At 35.1% G+C, this 19,171-nt stretch carries 15 protein-coding genes, 3 tRNA genes and 1 other RNA gene; 11 read left to right on the forward strand and 8 right to left on the reverse strand.

The features are described from left to right. Positions 1–26: 26 nt before the first annotated feature. From C237_RS0112155 to rnpB, 3 genes are all read right to left on the reverse strand, one after another. Entirely contained in the window at positions 27–923 is an 897-nt protein-coding gene (locus tag C237_RS0112155) for a hypothetical protein (protein ID WP_026315685.1), read from the reverse strand. Positions 924–942: 19 nt separating this feature from the next. After that, the gene (locus C237_RS0112160) at positions 943–3,003 is read right to left on the reverse strand and encodes a TonB-dependent receptor (protein ID WP_033399042.1); all 2,061 of its coding nucleotides are present in this window, start codon (positions 3,001–3,003) and stop codon (positions 943–945) included. A 704-nt stretch (positions 3,004–3,707) separates the two neighbouring features. After that, positions 3,708–4,016, reverse strand: an RNA gene (rnpB, locus tag C237_RS14090) — RNase P RNA component class A. A gap of 143 nt (positions 4,017–4,159) precedes the next feature. Here rnpB and C237_RS0112170 point away from each other — a divergent pair. Both C237_RS0112170 and C237_RS0112175 read left to right on the forward strand, forming a co-directional pair. Next, on the forward strand, positions 4,160–6,979 hold the full coding sequence (locus C237_RS0112170) for a TonB-dependent receptor (RefSeq protein WP_018676737.1): 2,820 nt from the start codon (positions 4,160–4,162) through the stop codon (positions 6,977–6,979). Positions 6,980–7,036: 57 nt separating this feature from the next. Continuing rightward, a complete protein-coding gene (locus tag C237_RS0112175; RefSeq protein WP_018676738.1) occupies positions 7,037–8,068 on the forward strand; it encodes a phytase in 1,032 nt (343 codons plus the stop codon). A 56-nt stretch (positions 8,069–8,124) separates the two neighbouring features. On the opposite strand, the gene C237_RS0112180 is transcribed toward C237_RS0112175, so the two are convergent. Both C237_RS0112180 and C237_RS0112185 read right to left on the reverse strand, forming a co-directional pair. Beyond that, positions 8,125–8,412, reverse strand: a complete 288-nt coding sequence (locus tag C237_RS0112180) for a chaperone modulator CbpM (RefSeq protein ID WP_018676739.1) — start codon at positions 8,410–8,412, stop codon at positions 8,125–8,127. A 2-nt stretch (positions 8,413–8,414) separates the two neighbouring features. Continuing rightward, complete coding sequence (locus C237_RS0112185) at positions 8,415–9,326, reverse strand: DnaJ C-terminal domain-containing protein (RefSeq protein WP_018676740.1); 912 nt, start codon at positions 9,324–9,326, stop codon at positions 8,415–8,417. Positions 9,327–9,413: 87 nt separating this feature from the next. Here C237_RS0112185 and C237_RS14685 point away from each other — a divergent pair, with 87 nt between their 5' ends. Together C237_RS14685 and recG are read left to right on the forward strand one after the other, a co-directional pair. Then, positions 9,414–9,596 carry a hypothetical protein gene (locus C237_RS14685; RefSeq protein WP_156809765.1) on the forward strand — a complete coding sequence of 61 codons (183 nt, stop codon included), beginning with the start codon at positions 9,414–9,416 and terminating at the stop codon, positions 9,594–9,596. Between the two features lie 61 nt (positions 9,597–9,657). Beyond that, entirely contained in the window at positions 9,658–11,748 is a 2,091-nt protein-coding gene (gene recG, locus C237_RS0112195; protein WP_018676742.1) for an ATP-dependent DNA helicase RecG, read from the forward strand. Positions 11,749–11,784: 36 nt separating this feature from the next. On the opposite strand, the gene C237_RS0112200 is transcribed toward recG, so the two are convergent. Then, entirely contained in the window at positions 11,785–12,507 is a 723-nt protein-coding gene (locus tag C237_RS0112200) for a hypothetical protein (protein WP_018676743.1), read from the reverse strand. Positions 12,508–12,583: 76 nt separating this feature from the next. On the opposite strand from C237_RS0112200, the gene C237_RS0112205 reads away from it, so the two are divergent. Next, positions 12,584–13,018, forward strand: coding sequence for an RNA-binding S4 domain-containing protein (locus C237_RS0112205; RefSeq protein ID WP_018676744.1), 435 nt, complete (start codon positions 12,584–12,586; stop codon positions 13,016–13,018). Here the strand turns inward: C237_RS0112205 and C237_RS0112210 are convergent. Next, a complete protein-coding gene (locus C237_RS0112210) occupies positions 12,987–13,511 on the reverse strand; it encodes a shikimate kinase (RefSeq protein ID WP_018676745.1) in 525 nt (174 codons plus the stop codon). The two genes, C237_RS0112205 and C237_RS0112210, sit on opposite strands and share 32 nt — an antisense overlap. 109 nt (positions 13,512–13,620) lie before the next feature. Here C237_RS0112210 and C237_RS0112215 point away from each other — a divergent pair. The 3 genes from C237_RS0112215 to C237_RS0112225 all read left to right on the forward strand — a co-directional run bounded on the left by C237_RS0112215 (position 13,621) and on the right by C237_RS0112225 (position 13,896). After that, a tRNA-Lys gene (locus C237_RS0112215) sits at positions 13,621–13,693 on the forward strand. Between the two features lie 10 nt (positions 13,694–13,703). Beyond that, positions 13,704–13,786 (forward strand) — tRNA-Leu (locus C237_RS0112220). A gap of 37 nt (positions 13,787–13,823) precedes the next feature. Beyond that, positions 13,824–13,896: transfer RNA gene (locus C237_RS0112225), tRNA-Lys, on the forward strand. 90 nt (positions 13,897–13,986) lie between these two features. Here C237_RS0112225 and panC read toward each other — a convergent pair. Then, on the reverse strand, positions 13,987–14,835 hold the full coding sequence (gene panC, locus C237_RS0112230; RefSeq protein WP_026315686.1) for a pantoate--beta-alanine ligase: 849 nt from the start codon (positions 14,833–14,835) through the stop codon (positions 13,987–13,989). Between the two features lie 110 nt (positions 14,836–14,945). Between panC and C237_RS0112235 the strand changes: the two genes are divergently transcribed. From C237_RS0112235 to glmS, 3 genes are read left to right on the forward strand one after another with little or no spacing between them, the layout of a single operon-like run. Next, positions 14,946–15,719 (forward strand): glycogen/starch synthase, encoded by a 774-nt coding sequence (locus tag C237_RS0112235; RefSeq protein WP_018676747.1) that lies wholly within the window; start codon positions 14,946–14,948, stop codon positions 15,717–15,719. A 24-nt stretch (positions 15,720–15,743) separates the two neighbouring features. Beyond that, positions 15,744–17,249 carry a DUF4270 domain-containing protein gene (locus C237_RS0112240; RefSeq protein WP_018676748.1) on the forward strand — a complete coding sequence of 502 codons (1,506 nt, stop codon included), beginning with the start codon at positions 15,744–15,746 and terminating at the stop codon, positions 17,247–17,249. An 8-nt stretch (positions 17,250–17,257) separates the two neighbouring features. Then, a complete protein-coding gene (gene glmS, locus C237_RS0112245; protein ID WP_018676749.1) occupies positions 17,258–19,111 on the forward strand; it encodes a glutamine--fructose-6-phosphate transaminase (isomerizing) in 1,854 nt (617 codons plus the stop codon). Positions 19,112–19,171: the final 60 nt, after the last annotated feature.

Raw genomic sequence — 19,171 nt, forward strand, 5'->3', positions numbered from 1 at the left:
ATATTGAACTGGCTTTTTGGTAGTAATTACATCCAGTATTTACTACTATCATGAGGTGCGTCAAAGGATTTATCCCAATCATCAAAGGCTTCATCATAAGAGATGTTAAATTCTTTAGCAATATCTTTTACTAAGTCTTCCGAAGTATAGCCTGTTGAATCCCCGCCTGGGTGTTCCCCATAGACTCTTACTGGGATTTTGATATTTAAATCCTGAACCCCTAATATTCTTTTGCTTGGGTTATAGAATGGATAAGGGTTACCATTATCGTCTAGTTTAGACCCTTTTATAACATGTACTAATACTACATTTAAGTCATATTGTAGATATTTTTCTTTAATAGTAAAGTACCCTTTTAAACCTATTGGATCTTTCTCGTCTCTAAGTTGTCCACCGAATCTGAACATTTGATCCCAAGGATTGGTATCTCTATATAAATAGTCTAAAAGAGTATTGGTAGGTTTTTCTACCCCTTTCCCTTCTAAAGTTTTAATGTTTTTAGCCATAAAAAAATGCTGGTGAATAGGTGCCATTTCTGCAGTTACAAATTCTCCATTGATAGCTTCTCCTTTTTTATTGTAATAAGTGATTTCTAAAGCATATTGTGTATCTTTTATAAAGCGAATAGGCTGGTCAGTACTTACTTTAAGATCACCTTTTTCATCTACCTCGTACGAGATTTCTTGTACCGATTTAAAGTATTTTATTTCTGGGTTAATCGGATCGCCATGGAAATTTTTCCCATGTAGATGTCCTTTTGTAAATTTAAAAGTAACTTTAGACCACTCTTCGTGTCCTTTATCGGTTACTTCATTTGTGGGCTTTATAGGATCGTCATCTCTATTACAAGATTGTAACCCTAATAAACTTAGTACAGTTAGTAGTACTACGAACAATTGGTTTAAAGAAATTAATCTTTTCATAATGTAAAAATTTATAAAGTTAAAAATTAATGATTGTTTTAAATTGTATATCCAGTCCTTTACCATGTATAAAATAGCGGTAGTGATCGGTATAATTTTTATAAAGTTGATTCGTTAGATTATCTATTTTTAATAGAAAAAAGCAAGTATTCTTTTTATTATAATAAATTTCGGTACCTATATTTATTCCTAACAAATGGTATGCGTTTGGCGAATCTGTTACCAAATCTTGTTTCTTATCAAAACGATTTTGTTTTGCTTGATAATAATGGCTTAGTGCTATATAGAGGTCTTTAGTTTTGTTATTTGGAATATTCCAAGTAAAATTTTGATTGATGGTTAATGGCGGAATCATAGGTAGATAGCCATTGGTTTTTGTATCATTAGCCATTACTAAAGATGCATTGGCTTCATATTTAATATTACGAATAGGCGTCCACTCTAGAGAAATATCTCCACCTCTAAAGTAAGCATTTGTTTGTTTAGTTTGAAATAGAGCTGCTGGTCCAGAAAATAATTGCTTATACTGTTTATTCGGTACATGATAAATGTAATTTTTAATAGGTTGAATAAACACTGAAGCACCTATGCCGAAAGTTTCTGCTTTGTACTCTATTTTATTAGTGATTTTTAACCCTCTTTCTGAATCCAGTTGCTGGTCACCTATATAATAAATAGGAAGCCCATGTTGTTTACCATTAACATATAATTCATAGGGTTCTGGACTCCTCCATGCCATACCTATATCTGCAAAATACTGCCATTGATTATTAATTTGATATTTTACAGCGAGTTGATAAGAGGTATTGGTGAATTTTCTCCTACTTCCATATAATTGCCCTAGCCAATTGTACCCCAAAGCATTAGTAGTTCTATAATCATAGCGAGCTCCTAACGAGACTCCAAGTTTATTAGTTTGGTATTCTGAAATAAGGAATATACCATAATTATGTAATTTATAGTTGGGAATGGAAGGAACAACACCAGTACCAGGCTTATTATAATTATTTTGATATTGGTACTGAATTCCAATTTTGGGACTAAACCATTGGTAATGATGTGTCCATATTCCTTCGATAAAATGGGAGGTGAGTACCATATCTTGTGCAGGTATTTCGGTTCTATCCATTCTTCTAACCTCAAATTCTTTTCTTATATTCTTTTGGAAACTATATAAGAGTTCTATCTTATCATTAGTATTTATGTTCCATTCGTTATCTGATTTTACTACCCAATGTTCTACATTTTGTTTTGGTGCAGTAATTTGGCTTGAAAATGCCAGTGTTCTACTTGGGCGTCCTAATAAGATTCGATTTTCAAACTCTTCTATATTGCCAGTCAAGGCTCCATAGAACACTCCATTTTCCAAAGAAAATCGGTTGATAGATATTTGACTTTTGAATTGAGAAGATTTATATGCCAATGCCAAAGCGGTATTAAGTTGTTTTAAGCCCGTATTATTAACATAGTATTCTCTTGTTTTATAATCTCCAGCAGTATAATAACTTTGCTGTAAACGCCAAGCATAACGATTCTTAAATCCACCTTCTAGTGTAGCATTCATTTGTGTTTTATTGGCATTAGAACCACCAGATACTTCTGCACTACCACTAATAAATTTATGGTAAGTAAATGGCTTCGGTTCAAATAAGATAACACCACCCAGTGCCCCAGCACCATAGCGAACACTCTTAGCTCCTTTCAGGATTTTAATATTTTGAAAAGCCGAAACATCTACCTCTGTTGCATGCTGATCAGACCAATCTTGTCCCACTAATTTTACCCCATCAGTAAGGACTAAAATTCTATTATTTCTAAGCCCTTCTATAATTGGTTTAGACTGATGTGCGCCTACTTGTAATAAGTTGATGCCAGGTTGTGTAGATACTACATCTGCCAATGTACCACCCGTATATGTTTTTCTTTGTTTTAATTTAATTACAGACTCTATTGAGCCTTTTTGTTTTATATGCACGGTATCTATCGCTACAGTTTTTCCATCTTTCGGTTGTGTTTGGGAGTAGTAAATACCAAAAGAGAAAAGGAAAAGATACACTAAAATTGTTTTAATGAAGTCCACCTTTTTGAATTTTTGTAAAACATTTAGCACCTATTCTAAACATAGGAATAGACCTAAATTTATTGTAAAAGTCAACAATTGATTTTTAATGATTAAAATAAACTCCTCAATATCTTTTATTGATTAAATAAGATGATGAGAGTATAGATAATCATCACATTTTAGGTTATATGTGTTGAGAAAATTCAGGGGGACCCCTATAGTCTATTGATAAAGGTATCTTGTAAGTAATATTAAGCCATACTAAAGCATAATTAGTGTGTGGTTCAATATAATCTAATACTTGAAACTCTTGTGGGAGACTAAGGATATAAGGAGAAAAATAAAAATGATCCTTTTGATAGTTCCCTTTTTCAATATGAGAATGATGATGGCAAATTCCTAAAGAACATTTATTCTCTTGGTTTATTTGATATTCTGTAGTCTCATGTCCTAATAAAATATCGCGAGTATAAGAGTAATTTTCGGAAAAGAAAGTTCTAATGAATACCGTGAAAAATAGTATCCAAACAAAAAATATCTTGTATTTTCTTTTACTGCGATTCATATTCGTGGTACAAATATAAGTGATTTTTTTATAATATCTAATATCACAACTGAAGGAATGGATGCAAAAGGACTGGTAAGTGTTTGTTTTTTTAGACTCCCCAAAGACCCAATATGAATTAAATTATTTTCGTGTTCGTATTTGTTGTTACAGAAAAACGATAACAAAGACGATAAGCCGGATTCTGTATCTATTAAAATAGGTGCCTGTTATTTATCTACGCAAACCATTACTGATTTGTTCTAGCTGCTTACCCCTCGGCATTGGACGAGCCACCCTTAATTGCCGATATACTTAGCATTGCACCGCATAGAGTTTACCGGATTTCACTACAGCCGAACTGTACTTGCTTTCTGTTGCACTGGTCCTCATATCACTATGGATGGCGGTTAGCCACTATGCTGCCCTATGGTGTCCGGACTTTCCTCTTGATGCCTATGCACCAAGCAACAGGCTGTCTTTGTTATCTCGGCAAAGATAAATATTTGTTAAGAAATTCTATTAGAAATTACGAAAAATATAGCATTAATATGAATAGAATTTAATATAAGATTCATTTTTAGTTAAAATACAATAGTCGCTTAGCGGTGTATATTTGCACAAAAACCAATGAAGAAATTAGTTTGTTCTATTTTGCTGTGCGCATCGGTATGGCTCTCTGCCCAAACGGGAACGCTATCGGGGAATATTAACGATAATTCTAAAATTGCACTTCCTGGTGCAAAACTCATCCTAAAACCGGGTAATCACTACACAGCATCAGATGAAAATGGGGATTTTGTATTTCTGAATGTTCCAACTGGAGATTACGAATTGGTTGCCGACTACTTGGGGTATGGGGGTAAAACATTTAAAGTGCATATTAGCGATAATAAAAATACGCATCAGTTGATTGTATTTAATGAAAAACTAACTTCAAAAGAAAAGGTTAAAAATATAAAAAAAGTCCAAATTATAGGTTTTTCTAGACAAAGCCAAGCAAGAGCACTTAGTAAACAAAAAAGTAATGCCAATATCTCGAATGTGGTATCTTCCGACCAAGTGGGGAAGTTTCCAGATGCTAATATAGGTGACGCACTAAAAAGAGTGCCAGGGATTACCATGCAAAATGACCAAGGTGAAGCTAGAAATATCATCGTAAGAGGACTATCCCCAGAACTAAATTCGGTAACGCTGAATGGTAGCCGTATTCCTTCTGCAGAAGGGGATAACAGGAATGTGCAAATGGATTTAATCCCTTCGGATATGATTCAGATGATAGAGGTAAATAAAACCCTTACGCCTGACCAAGATGCTGATGCGATTGGTGGTTCTGTGGACTTAATTACCAAATCAGCGTCTAGTAAAGAACGAATTTCTATATCTACCGCATCAGGATATAATCCTATTCGTAGTAAGGCCTTGTTTACAAATAGTTTTTTGTATAGCAATCGTTTTTTTAACCATAGCCTAGGTTGGGTCATTAATGGCTCTTATAATAACAATACTTATGGTTCGGATAATGTGGAAGCACAGTGGACAAGCAAAAAAGGTAGAGAATATATTTCAGAATTAGATATTAGAAAATACGATGTAAAAAGAGAACGCAAAAGCATCGGTACAGATATCGATTGGAAACCGAATAATAGAAATAGTTTGAGGATTTCTGCGATGTACAATTGGAGAGACGATTGGGAAAATCGTTATCGTGTGAGAATGAAAAAAATTGCACCCACCAAAAATGGATATGAAGGCAGAATAGAGCGACAAACCAAAGGCGGTATCGCTAATAATAAAAATAAAGGCGCGAGGTTAGAAAGGCAAATCATGCAGAACTACTCCATTAAAGGAGAACATCTATTCGGAAGCAAGGTAGAGCTTAATTGGAATGCCTCTTATTCTAAAGCAGAAGAACAACGCCCTAACGAACGCTATATTTCGTTCTATACAGATAAGAAAAACCTTATTGAATTTGATTCGGATTTTGGTACAGAACGAGAGCCACTGTATACTCCAACCTTGATACCAGATTTAAATCAATACAAATGGGATAAACTTTCCGAAGAAAACAAAATGACTTTTGAAGAAGAAATTACGGGTAAGTTTAACCTAAGAATGCCATTTTCTATTGTTTCTGGTGAGAAAGGAAGACTAAGAATAGGAGGAAAGACCAGACTAAAATTTAAAAAACGAGATAATAATTTCTTCGACTATAAACCTACAGCATCCAATCCTATCTCGGATTTATCGGTGGTGGATAAGATATTTTGGAGTGGAAGCCACTGGCAGCCAGGTACTAAATATGAGCCTGGATATTTTGCTTCAAAGGATTATTTAGGACAATTGGATCTCGAAAATGCAACGCTTTTTGATAAGAAAGATCAGCCGTCCAAATATTTATCTGCTAACTATCGTGCAAAAGAAGATATCTACGCTGGGTATATAAGATGGGATCAAAATCTATCGCGTAATTTTTCTTTTATTACAGGACTTAGAATAGAAAATACACAAACCAATTATTTGGGGAATGTTATTCAAGATGAAGATAATCTGCAAGGCAGTCGAGAAATTACAAATAACTATACTAACTATTTGCCAAATATCAGTTTTAAATATACGCCAGAACGCTATACTGTTATTAGACTTGCCTATACCACTGCTATTGCCAGACCCAATTACTATCGCCTTTCGCCGTTTGTAAGCGTAATTCCTGGGGATAGAGATATTACAGCAGGAAATCCTAATTTGAAATCTTCTTATGCCCATAATTATGATGTGATGGCAGAATATTACTTTAAATCTGTAGGGTTAATTTCATTAGGTGGATTCTATAAGAAAATTAATAATTTCATCTACGATTATAGAGACCCTCAATATACTTATGATAAATTTCAAAATGATTTTCCAGATTTAAAAAATCAATTAGATCCTAATGAAACCTACACCTATCTACAAGCCAAAAATGGTGAAAGTGTTGCGGTCTATGGATTTGAAGCGGCATTCCAAAGACAGCTAGATTTTCTACCAGGGTTTCTATCCAATTTTGGTATTTACGCCAACTACACTTATACCCAATCTAAAACCAAAGGAATCTACACCTCAGATGGCATAATGCGTGAAGATCTTATGCTACCGGGAACAGCACCCAATATGTTCAATGCATCACTATCTTGGGAAAATAAAGTATTCCAAGCCAGAGTTTCTCTCAATCATACTTCTGCGTACCTTGATGAGTTAGGCGATAATGAGTTTAATGACCGCTATTACGATAAGCAAACATTTGTAGATGCCAACGCGTCTTATGCCGTTAATGATTGGATGCGTATATTTGTAGAAGCAAACAACCTTACCAATCAACCGTTGAGGTATTACCAAGGTGTAGAAAGCAGAACCATGCAAATTGAATATTATAGACCACGCTATACGATGGGAGTTAAGTTTGATTTTTAACCAATCCAATGATCTATAAAAATTTTAAAATATAACTGATACAACAATATTTACAAGATGAACAAATTTTTTAAGGCGATAAGCATTCTAGCTATTTTAAATGGATTGCAACATTGCACTGTTAATCAATCGGCACAAAATAAAGTAAAACCCAGTGTTATTACTCAAAAAGTAAACCACGATACCGATGATCCTGCCATATGGATTAATCCAAAAGACGCTTCCAAAAGCCTTATTGTAGGAACTGATAAAGATACCGATGGTGGACTATTTGTATTTGACTTAGATGGAAAAATAGTCAATAAAGTGCTAGGTATTAAAAGACCTAATAATGTAGATATAGAATATGGCTTTGTCCTAAATGGTAAACCGATGGATATTGCACTAACTACGGAAAGAGAAACGAATAAAGTGCGTATTTTTGAACTGCCAAGTATGAGAGAAGTGGGTAGTTTTAGTGTCTTTGATGGTGAAACAGAAAGAAGTCCTATGGGGATTTCTATGTATAAAAATCCAAAAACTGGCAATATTTATGCTATTGTAGGAAGAAAATCAGGTCCATTAGATAATTATTTGTGGCAATATCAACTGGTTGAAAATCAAGGTAAAATTGATGGTAAGTTGGTAAGAAAATTTGGTAAATATAGTGGGGGAAAAGAAATAGAAGCTATTGCTGTGGATGATGCATTAGGCTATATTTATTATTCCGATGAAAAGTATGGCGTTCATAAATACTATGCAGACCCAGAAAAAGGAAATCAGGAATTGGCTGTTTTCGGAATTGGGGATTTTGTTTCGGATGTAGAAGGACTTTCTATTTATCCTACATCGGCTACCGAAGGGTATATTTTGGTTTCTAACCAGCAGGCGGATACCTTTAATGTGTATCGGCGAGAAAACCCTACCGCAGGAAGAATTGCAGAAATTCCAGTATCTACTTTAGAAAGCGATGGCTCAGAATCTTCTGCCACTTATTTTAATGATAAATTTCCAAAAGGTATTTTTGTAGCGATGAGTAGTGGGAAAGTATTCCACATCTACGATTGGCGAGATATAGAACAAAGAATTTTATCAGCACAAAAACCTTAGCAGAGTGACTAACTAAACATCCCTACTTAGAAAATTTAAGTAGGGATTTTTTTATTCTATTCCTCAAAACTTTTAAATCCTACACTTAAGCGCTGATTCAGATTTTGAAGGTGGTCAATTTTCTTTAATAAATGATGGATGACTTCCAGTCCTGCAATATTGATATCTAAATCATAATGCCAGTTGGCAAATTTTTCCAAAGCCCCTAAATCATCATAAATAATGTATTTAACATTGTTCTCGATATAAGGTGTAATCAATCCTGAATCCTCTAAAGCCTCAATAAAATGGAGGTCTATTTTATATAATTGTACACAATCTTGTGTTGTAATTTTATCTTTCATTGTTAAAGGGTGTTTTTAAGTTGTTCTACCAATTCTTTTTGCTTGTCGCTTAAGTTGGTAGGGAGTACCACATTATAAGTTACAAATAAGTCGCCATGCTGATTTTCTTTTTTGTATATAGGAAATCCTTTACCTTTTAGGCGTACCTTGGTGCCGTTTTGGGTTTCTGGTTTCACTTTCAAGTTTACGCTACCGTCTAAAGTTTGGACGAGTACATCGCCACCCAATAAGGCAGTATAAAGGTCAATATCTACGCTTGTATAGAGGTCGTTACCTTTTCTTTCAAATTGCTTGTCCTCATCGATATGGAAGGTAATGTATAAGTCGCCTTTAGGACCACCATTGATGCCTTCATGACCGTAATTTTTTAGTTTAATTTTTAGTCCTTCGTAAACGCCAGCAGGAATGGTAATTCTCACTTTTTTACCATTAATTTCAAAGGTTCTTTGGTGTGGTGTTGCAGCTTTTTTTAGCGAGATGGTAAGCTCCGCAGCGATGTCTTGACCTTTAAATTTCCCCGATGCTCTACCGCGACTACTTCTGCCAAAACCATTGCTACCGCCACCAAACATACTTTGGAAGAAGTCTGAAAAATCACCTTGGTCGCCAAAATCTTCTCCAGAAAATCCTTGTCCGCTATAACTTTGGTATTGTTGTTGCTGTTGCTGAGCTTTTTCGTATTCTTCGCCGTGTTTCCAGTGTTCGCCATACTTATCGTATTTCGCCCGATTGTCGGCATCGCTGAGCACTTCATTAGCTTCGTTGATTTCCTTAAACTTTTTTTCTGCCTCTTTGTCATTCGGATTTAGGTCGGGGTGGTATTTCCTTGCCAGTTTCCGATAGGCTTTTTTTATGTCATCTTGGGACGCGTTTTTGTCTACGCCCAGTATATTATAATAATCTATATATGCCATATATTCTTAATATTTTATTCAAATTTAGTTAAAATGTTTTGATTTTTAAGGCGCTAATTCTATGCCAAAAGAATTAATTAACTATATTTGTCAGTCATCAAACACCAAATATTATGGGAAAAGCCAGTATCAATTTCCAATTCCGATGCCATGAAAACTTTGACGAAATGCAGCCCGATGCAATGGGTAAATTTTGTGATAAATGTTCAAATGTCTAAAAATGATAGTGTAGAATCGGTCATTTTGTTGGAAGGCGAGGAGGTAAAGTAACCTTTAAAACCTATATTTCCAAAATTCCTTATTTTAGCCGTTTCAATGTAATAGCAATCGATTGACTTTAGAAACTTCCATAGAATTTGTAAAAGGAATAGGCTCCGAGCGTGCTAAACTCATCAAAAATACTTTAGGATTAGCAACGGTTGAGGATTTGCTGACCTTTTACCCTATCCGTTATTTGGATAAAAGTAAAGTCTATACCATTGCAGAATTACAGAGAAATTCAGAGGTAGAACTTCAACTTAAAGGACAGATTACGGAACTTAAAGAAGTGGTTTATGGCAAAGGTCAGAAACGCTTAACGGCTAAATTTAAAGATAAGACGGGTGTCATAGATTTAGTGTGGTTCCGCTATACTAAATGGATGGTGGAGCAAATCCCATTGAACAAAGAATTGTATATTTTTGGTAAAATCAATTGGTTTAATGGCGTGTTTTCTATGCCGCATCCAGAGATTGAGGTCGATGAAAAAAAAGCACTTTTAGGAACGCTACTACCCGTCTATTCAGGGAGTGAGAAATTAGCTAAAAGAGGGATTAATAACAAATTTTTTAAAAATATCATATTTGAATTATTAAAGCAATTGCCTCAACTCATTTATGAAAATATTCCCGAAAATATATTAGACAAACTCCAATTGATGCCTCGTGTAGCGGCGTATCAAACTATACATTTTCCTAAAAATCAAGCAGTCATAAAGGAGGCAGAACGCCGATTGAAGTTTGAAGAAGCCTTTTTCTTTCAACTAGGTTATGGGTTTAAAAAGCAATTTCAGCAAACGCATAATGTAGGGACGCCTTTTCCCATCGTGGGGGAAGCATTCAATAATTTTTATCAACATCATTTACCTTTTGATTTAACGAATGCTCAAAAGCGTGTACTTAAAGAAATTCGCCACGATTTAAAAAATCCTATCCAAATGAACCGCCTTCTACAAGGCGATGTAGGTTCGGGTAAAACAATGGTGGCCCTATTATCTATGCTTTTAGCGATTGATAATGGTATGCAAGCCTGCATGATGGCACCTACGGAAATATTGGCGCAGCAACATTTTAATAGCATTAAAGACTTATTAAAAGAAACCGATATTGAGGTAAAGTTACTCACAGGTTCTACAAAAACTTCGGAAAGAAAGGAAATTCACGAAAAACTATTGAATGGTACATTGTCTATTTTGGTGGGAACACACGCAGTTTTAGAGGATGTGGTGCAGTTTAAAAATTTGGGCTTAGCGATTATTGATGAGCAACATCGTTTTGGTGTGGCACAGCGGGCTAAACTTTGGGGTAAAAATAAAATTCCGCCACATATTTTAATTATGACGGCTACGCCTATCCCTAGAACTTTGGCGATGAGTTTCTATTCTGATTTAGAAGTTTCGGTCATTGATGAATTACCTATGGGAAGAAAACCGATTATTACTGCGCATCGTAGAGAAAAAGACCGTTGGTCGGTTTATCAATTTGCGAGAGAGGAACTGGCAAAAGGAAGGCAAGTTTATTTTGTATATCCATTAATTGAAGAATCAGAAACTTTAGACTATAAAAATCTAGAGGCGGGATTAGAGCAAGTGGTGGATTTCTTTAAAAACTATGAAACGGTAATGCTTCATGGCAAAATGAAACCTCAAGAAAAAGAAGATGCCATGCAATATTTTGCATCTGGAAAAGCACAAATAATGGTGGCTACTACTGTGATTGAAGTTGGGGTAAATGTACCCAATGCTTCCGTAATGGTCATCGAAAGTGCTGAACGCTTTGGGTTGTCTCAACTGCATCAATTAAGAGGGCGTGTAGGGCGAGGCGCAGAGCAGAGTTATTGTATTTTAATGACTTCGGATAAACTTTCCACAGAAGGAAGAAAACGCATTAAAACAATGTGCCAAACCAATGATGGCTTTAAAATTTCTGAAGTGGATATGGAGTTGAGAGGTCCAGGTGATATTTTAGGAACGCAGCAGAGCGGTATTGTAGATTTTAAAAAATTAGACCTTTCAAAAGATGCCACGATTATCAAACAAGCCAAATATTTAGTGGAATTATTAGTAAAGGCTGACCCAAATTTGCAACATCCTGCTCATCAAGGGCTTCGGGCATACTATACCAAACAATATAAAGGCAAAAATAGATGGAGCAAAATCAGTTAAGTTTTTGCTCCATAAAAGTTATACTATCTTAATGTATTAATTTGCTGTTCTATCCGCAGTCTTATAGACTTGGAAATTGAAAACAAAAGTTCTATCATTTAGAGAATAACCTGCATAGTTAAAATGTGGATCTCTTGCAAAAGCCGCTTTAGATGGCACTATAATCACCCCTTGAAGATTGTAGTCAGCGTCATCATTTAAGTCAAAGCTTTTGAAATGTTGTAGTGCTTCATTAAAGCCTTCTATTTCATAGAAATTTCTATTTTTTCCAGATTTATCTAAAACAGATTGTTTTACATAGAAAAATGAAGGGTCTTCTTGTGGAACACCTGTACCATCTATGGTATTATAGAATGGATAACCACTTCTTAATTTTACAACACCACTTTCGTTTTTAGTTGCTAGGTAAGTGTAAGTTCGATGCATAAGGGTGATTTGGTCATTAGCCTTAATCGTTTTACCCGCTGTGGGCTGTGCATTGGTTCTTACGACATACACTGTACCATTGGACAAAGTTTGTGGCTGATAGTCGGAAAGTGGTTTTTCATTGTCATCAGCAGTATCTTTTTCGTCGAAAGCTACGATATTACCTTTGCTATCAAAATAATGTTCTTTTAGAAATGTAGTGATTGCTTCGGTGTCGTACTCATTTTGAGTTTGTAGGTCTACGGTTTCCACTTTTTTTTCTTCCTCATCTTTTCTACACGAAGTGGCGATAAGCCCTAAAGATAATACACTTAAAATAATATTCTTTTTCATAATTTTTTTTAATTAGAAACAAATGGTTAAATTGCCATTCTATTTTTATTTACAAGGACAAAAATATAAATAAAATATGAGAATTGATAAATTTTTATGGAGTGTTCGCTTTTTTAAGACCAGAAGTATCGCTTCAGACGAGATAAAAAAGAATAGAGTTTCGGTATCAGGGCAAGTGGTAAAGCCGTCTAAAGAAGTGGTAGAAGGCGACGAAATTACCATTAGAAAGAATCAAATTAATTATAAAATTAAAGTCATTCAACTTCCTAAAAGTAGGATAGGGGCTAAGTTGGTGCCTTTGCACATAAAAGATATTACCAATAAAGAACAATACGAAATCTTAAAAATGCGAAAGATGTCCCAAGACTATTACCGAAGAAAAGGTGAGGGTAGACCGACTAAAAAAGACCGAAGAGAGATGTCATCATTCGTAGAAAATGAGGGCAATGATTTTTCAGAAGAAGATTGGGATAATTTCTTTAATGCTCAAGATGAGGAATTAGATTTTTAATTTCTTCCACAAGACTTTCGGGGCTTTTACGATCTGTGTCGATTATGTATTGCGCCTGACTATAATAAGGCTGTCTTTCAAAAAGATGTTTGGCTATAAATTCGGGTAAATCCTCATCACTAAGGTGGGCAATCATAGGGCGTTGTGCTTTTTCGGATCGTAATCGATTAAATAGTGTGCCCACAGAAGTTCTAAGGTAGATACTTGTAGAATGTTGGTTGATGGTAGACATATTATCATAATATGCTGGAGTGCCACCGCCAAGACTCAATACGATGTTGTTTTTCGTAGAGAGGTGATGCTCTAAAGTTTGTTTTTCTAGTTTACGAAAGAAAATCTCGCCTTTTTCCTTAAAAATTTCTGGGATAGGGGCTCCATAAGATTTAGAAATTTCTTCATCTAAGTCAATTAACGAAAAATTGATAGAATGACTTAAGGTTTTAGAAATGTGAGATTTACCGCATCCCATATAGCCGAGTAGGGTAATAATCATAATTTATTTTTAAACAAAATTGCAGAAAAATTTTGAGATAACAAAAAAATCTGTATCTTTGCACCACTTTTGAAAAACACAAATGCACTTTGTTTTTTGCATGAGTAAAGACTCGGTAGCTCAGCTGGTAGAGCAATACACTTTTAATGTATGGGTCCTGGGTTCGAGCCCCAGCCGAGTCACTTTTTTTAAGCCTGTGTGGTGAAATTGGTAGACACGCCATCTTGAGGGGGTGGTATCCTAAGGATGTGCTGGTTCGAATCCAGTCGCAGGCACACAGAGACTTTAAATTACAACTAGTACAAAACACTAGACTCGGTAGCTCAGTTGGTAGAGCAATACACTTTTAATGTATGGGTCCTGGGTTCGAGCCCCAGCCGAGTCACAATTTGCTGAAAAGTAAATTTTTTTCATATTAATATTTTGTGATTTGGTGTTCAAAAGCCTTCCCAATAGGAAGGCTTTTGATTTTTTATTAGTCCAAATGTCTGTTATCAATAAGTCTTACATCACCTACATGAACCACAATGAACGCTCTGTAACTTCTGTCTTTATAGAAGAAATCGGTTTCTTTTAAGGTAGCTTCATCGGCTATTGTAAAATATTCTAATGCAAAGCCTTTTTTGTTTTTAAAAATATCTGTGACACGGTCTTTGATTTCTGGAATACTAATCACTCTAAACCAATCGTTTACCAATTCTAAAGTTTCATATATGATTTTTGCATCTTGCTTTTCTTGCTCAGAAAGTCTTTGGTTTCTAGAGCTCATCGCCAGTCCATTGGATTCTCTATGGATCGGTGCCCCATGTATGGTGATTGGTAGATTTAATTTTTCTACTAGAGTTTCAATAATTTTTAGCTGCTGGAAATCTTTTTCACCAAAATAGGCGTTGTCGGGTTGTATTTGTCGGAAGAGTTCTTCCACCACAGTGCCTACACCATCGAAATGTCCTGGGCGCATTTTGCCTTCCATTTCGTGTTCTAAACCATCAAATTCGTAAGATTTAGAAACGGCATTTTCGGGGTAGATATCTTCAACGCTTGGAGTGTATACGGCATCTACCAAACCAGATTGTTCTAACTGCTCTAAATCTTGCTCCAGAGTTCTAGGATATTTTTCTAAATCTTCGGGATTGTTGAACTGGGTAGGATTTACAAAAATAGAGGAAATAACGATGTCGTTTTCTGGTCTGGCTGCTTGGTATAGCGAGAGGTGTCCTTGGTGTAAGGCACCCATAGTGGGTGCAAAACCAATAGTTTTAGATTGAGATTTAAGGTCTTTTATATAAGCCAATAAATCGGTTTTATTTTGGATAACTTTCATGTAATTGATTTTGCCAAAATTATAAAAAAATGTTAATACAATCATATTAGTTTAAAATTTTGTATTTTTGCATAATAACAATCTTTTATTTAAAGAGTAAAAAGTAAATTATGCCAGACAAGAAAATTTTATATGTTACCACACAGATGAACCCCTATCAAGAAGAAAGTTCAATGTCGGATGCGGTAAACAAAATGGCTCTTAAAATGCACAATGATGGCAATGATGTCCGTGTATTTATGCCGCGTTTTGGCTATATCAGCGAAAGGAAATTTCAACTTCACGAAGTCATCAGACTTTCAGGAATGAATATCATCATCAATGATTTAGATCAACCTTTAATTATTAAAGTCGCTTCTCTACCAGGTGAGCGATTACAAGTTTATTTTATAGATAATGAAGATTATTTCAAAAGAAAATTTGACTATGTAGACGAGGAAGGTACGCCTTTTGAAGATAATGACGAAAGAGCCATGTTTTTTGCTAGAGGCGTTATAGAAACCATTAAAAAATTAAATTGGGTGCCAGATGTGGTGCATCTACACGGTTGGATGTCTGCCTTTGTGCCGATTTACCTTAAACATTATTATAAAAACGATTCTTATTTTAACGATACGAAATTCGTTCTTTCAGTATACAATGAGGAAGATTTAGCATTGACTAAAGATATTTTAGAAAAATTCAAATTTGATAATATGTCTAAAGTTAAAGCTTTAAAATCGCCAAGTTTCCATAGTTTTATTGAAGAAGGAATGAATTTGGTAGATATTGTAGTAAAAGGCGATGAGTTTCTAGTGGACGAATTATACGAGCGATTTGATAAGGCAAAAGCTGAAAAATCGGAATATGTAAATCCAGAGGAAATTGATACGGTCTATAGCTAAGTAATAAATACATTTAGAAAATCAATGATAAAACAAGCAAAAAATATTCTAAAATTTGCCGCAGTAGTAAGTTTTGGAAGTATAGCATTAGTGAGTTGTGAGTCGGAAATAGACAATCTAGGCGAGCAATTCTTTTTAGGGAACGAGGCAGAGGGTGTGGTAAAGGATTATGAAGTAGTTGCCTATAACCTTAATCACAATGATACTATTCAGTCCGATGCTTCTAAGTTAGTACAAGCTACACTAGGAGCATTTAGTGAGTCTGAATTTGGATTGCAGAAGTCAAGTTATGTAACTCAGGTGCGACTTACCGACTATAATCCTAATTTTGGCACTAACGCTAAGGTGGATTCTGTAACCTTAGAGCTTCAGCCACTTTATGAAAAGGATTCTGCTACCACCATAACCAAAGATGATGAGAAATTTGATGGTGTAGATGCTAAAAAAGTCTTTACCTCTTTTCCTATAAAAAAGTATGGCAAACATAAAAAGCCTATGACCATAAAGGTAGAAGAAGTGAATGATTTTCTATACGCTAAGGATAAAACCTATTTTTCTAATCAGCAAGTGAATGTGGGCAGTACATTAGCCAACTATAATTTTGATGGAACTATTACTGAGGTAAAAATCACAGCTAAAAGTGATAATAAAGATTTGTTTTCTAGAACGGCAGCTATACGAGTGCCTTTAGATAAAAATTTCTTTCAAACTAAAATTATAGACCAGCAAAATAGTGGCAATCTAAAAGATGTAGCGAGTTTCATTAGGTATTTCAAAGGGTTAAGAATTTCTGTTGCAGAAAATGATGGTTATATTTTTAACTTTTTACCTAATGCCACAGCGGTTAAAATCTACTATAAACACGAGGTAACCACCGATGATAAAACGGAACAAAAACCTGCGGTTTATACATTGGATTTAGGTGCAGATAATACGCATTTTAACCAAATTCAATACCAAAGACCTTCTCAATATACTACCGCAATGGCGAATATTAATACGACAAATGGTGATGAGAAACTCTATATGCAAGGTATGGGTGGGGCAGGTGCTGTGGTAAAGATTCCAGCCACTACCATTGCTGAGCTAAAAAAGCTTTATAAGGACAAGAAAGTAGCAGTACTATCGGCTAAAGTGAGATTATATAGTGACAAGTCTGTTTGGGATAATTCATATGCTAAACCTTCAAATTTCCTTGTAAAATATGCTAATCTTAATGAATTTTTAGCAGATGTTACAGCATTTTCTGGATTAAATAATTTTAGTCTGGTGAAAGCTTATAATCTAAAGGAAAATCCAGCTTACTATGATATTACAATCACACAAACGATAAAAGATATCATAGAAAAAGAACAAATGAATAGAGATTTAGAAATTAATGTAGGGAATTATCTACTTAATGCTAAAGGTGGTTTGGTAGGACAAAAGTATAATTCTAGAGCCTATGCTACGGAAAGAGTCGTATTGATTGGTTCTAATACTACTAATGATAAAAAAGCTCAATTAAAAATTACTTACGCTAAAAAATAGAAAGAAATATGTGTGGAATTGTAGGATATACAGGACATAGAGACGCTTACGAGGTGGTTGTAAACGGTCTTAAAAGATTAGAATACCGTGGTTATGACAGTGCGGGGATTGTTTTAGAAGATACCAATCAAGAATTTGAGGTAAAAAAAACTAAAGGTAAAGTTTCAGATTTAGAAGCCATTGCCGAGTCTTTAAAAGGCACTTCTCACTTAGGAATGGGGCATACACGATGGGCAACACATGGTGTACCTAGTGATAGAAATTCCCACCCACATATTTCGAATAATGGTAAAGTGGCTATCGTTCATAATGGAATTATCGAAAATTATGACACTATTAAAACGGTGCTTAAAGACCAAGGCTTTACTTTTGCATCAGAGACTGATACAGAAGTATTGGTTAATCTGATTCAGTATTTTTTGGATAAACAATCTCATTTGGATTTTCCAGAAGCAGTTCGCTCTACTTTGAATGAGGTGCATGGGGCTTACGCTATAACGGTTATGCATAAAGATCATCCTCAAGAGTTGGTGGTAGCGCGCTTAGGTTCGCCACTAGCAATTGGATTGGGGGATAGAGAATATTTTATTGCTTCGGATGCATCTCCATTTGTGGAATTTACAAAAGAGGCGATTTATCTAGAAGAAGGTCACATGGCTACCATTTCCTTAGACAAGGGGGTTGACATTAGAACCATTAAAGACAATTCTAAAATTAGCCCAGAAGTTCAAGAATTGAAACTGAACCTTGAACAAATAGAAAAAGGTGGCTACGAACACTTTATGTTAAAGGAAATTTTTGAACAGCCTAAGTCTATCCATGATACAATGCGTGGGCGTTTGCTAGTAGACGAAGGTATCATAAAAATGGCGGGCATTTGGGATCATTTAGAAAAATTAAATAATGCTCATCGCATCATCATTATTGCATGTGGTACTTCTTGGCATGCAGGGTTAATTGGGGAGTATCTGATTGAGGAATTTGCTAGAGTGCCTGTAGAGGTGGAATACGCTTCTGAATTTAGATACAGAAATCCAATCATTACCGATAAAGATGTGGTTATTGCCATTTCCCAATCTGGAGAAACAGCTGATACCATGGCAGCAATAAAAATGGCGCGAGAAAAAGGCGCGTTTATCTTTGGTATTTGTAATGTGGTAGATTCTTCTATTGCGAGATTTTCGGATGCTGGTGCTTATACCCATGCAGGTCCAGAAATTGGGGTGGCTTCTACTAAGGCGTTTACTGCACAATTAACCATCTTGACTTTAATTGCCTTAAAATTAGGTAAGCATAAGGGTAATATTGGTAATCAAGAATTTATGCGTTTAATTACAGAATTAGATGCATTGCCGAAGAAAGTGGAGGAGGTATTAAAAGATACTCACGATAATGTAAAAACCATGGCACATGATTTTGTAGATGCCACTAATTTCCTTTATTTAGGTAGAGGATATAATTTCCCAGCTGCTTTAGAAGGCGCTTTAAAATTAAAGGAAATATCTTATATCCACGCAGAAGGTTATCCTGCAGCAGAAATGAAACATGGACCTATTGCGTTGATTGATGAAAATATGCCAATTGTCATTATTGCTCCTAAGAATAAGCATTACGACAAAGTGGTAAGTAATGTACAAGAAATTAAAGCAAGAAAAGGAAAAGTCATTGCCGTGGTGAGTAAAGGAGACGAACAAGTGGCTTCTATGGCAGATTATGTGATAGAAATTCCAGAAACTTCGGAGTGTTACTCGCCAATTGTTGCTTCTGTACCATTACAGTTATTGGCTTATTATATTGCAGTTTATAGAGGGGCTAATGTAGACCAACCTAGAAACTTAGCTAAGTCTGTAACTGTGGAATAAAGATAAATTTAATAGACTTTTATAATTGACTTACTCTAATAAGTTAAAATAGAAATCTAT

It is taken from the genome of Riemerella columbina DSM 16469 (assembly GCF_000374405.1).
GTDB classification, from domain to species: domain Bacteria; phylum Bacteroidota; class Bacteroidia; order Flavobacteriales; family Weeksellaceae; genus Riemerella; species Riemerella columbina.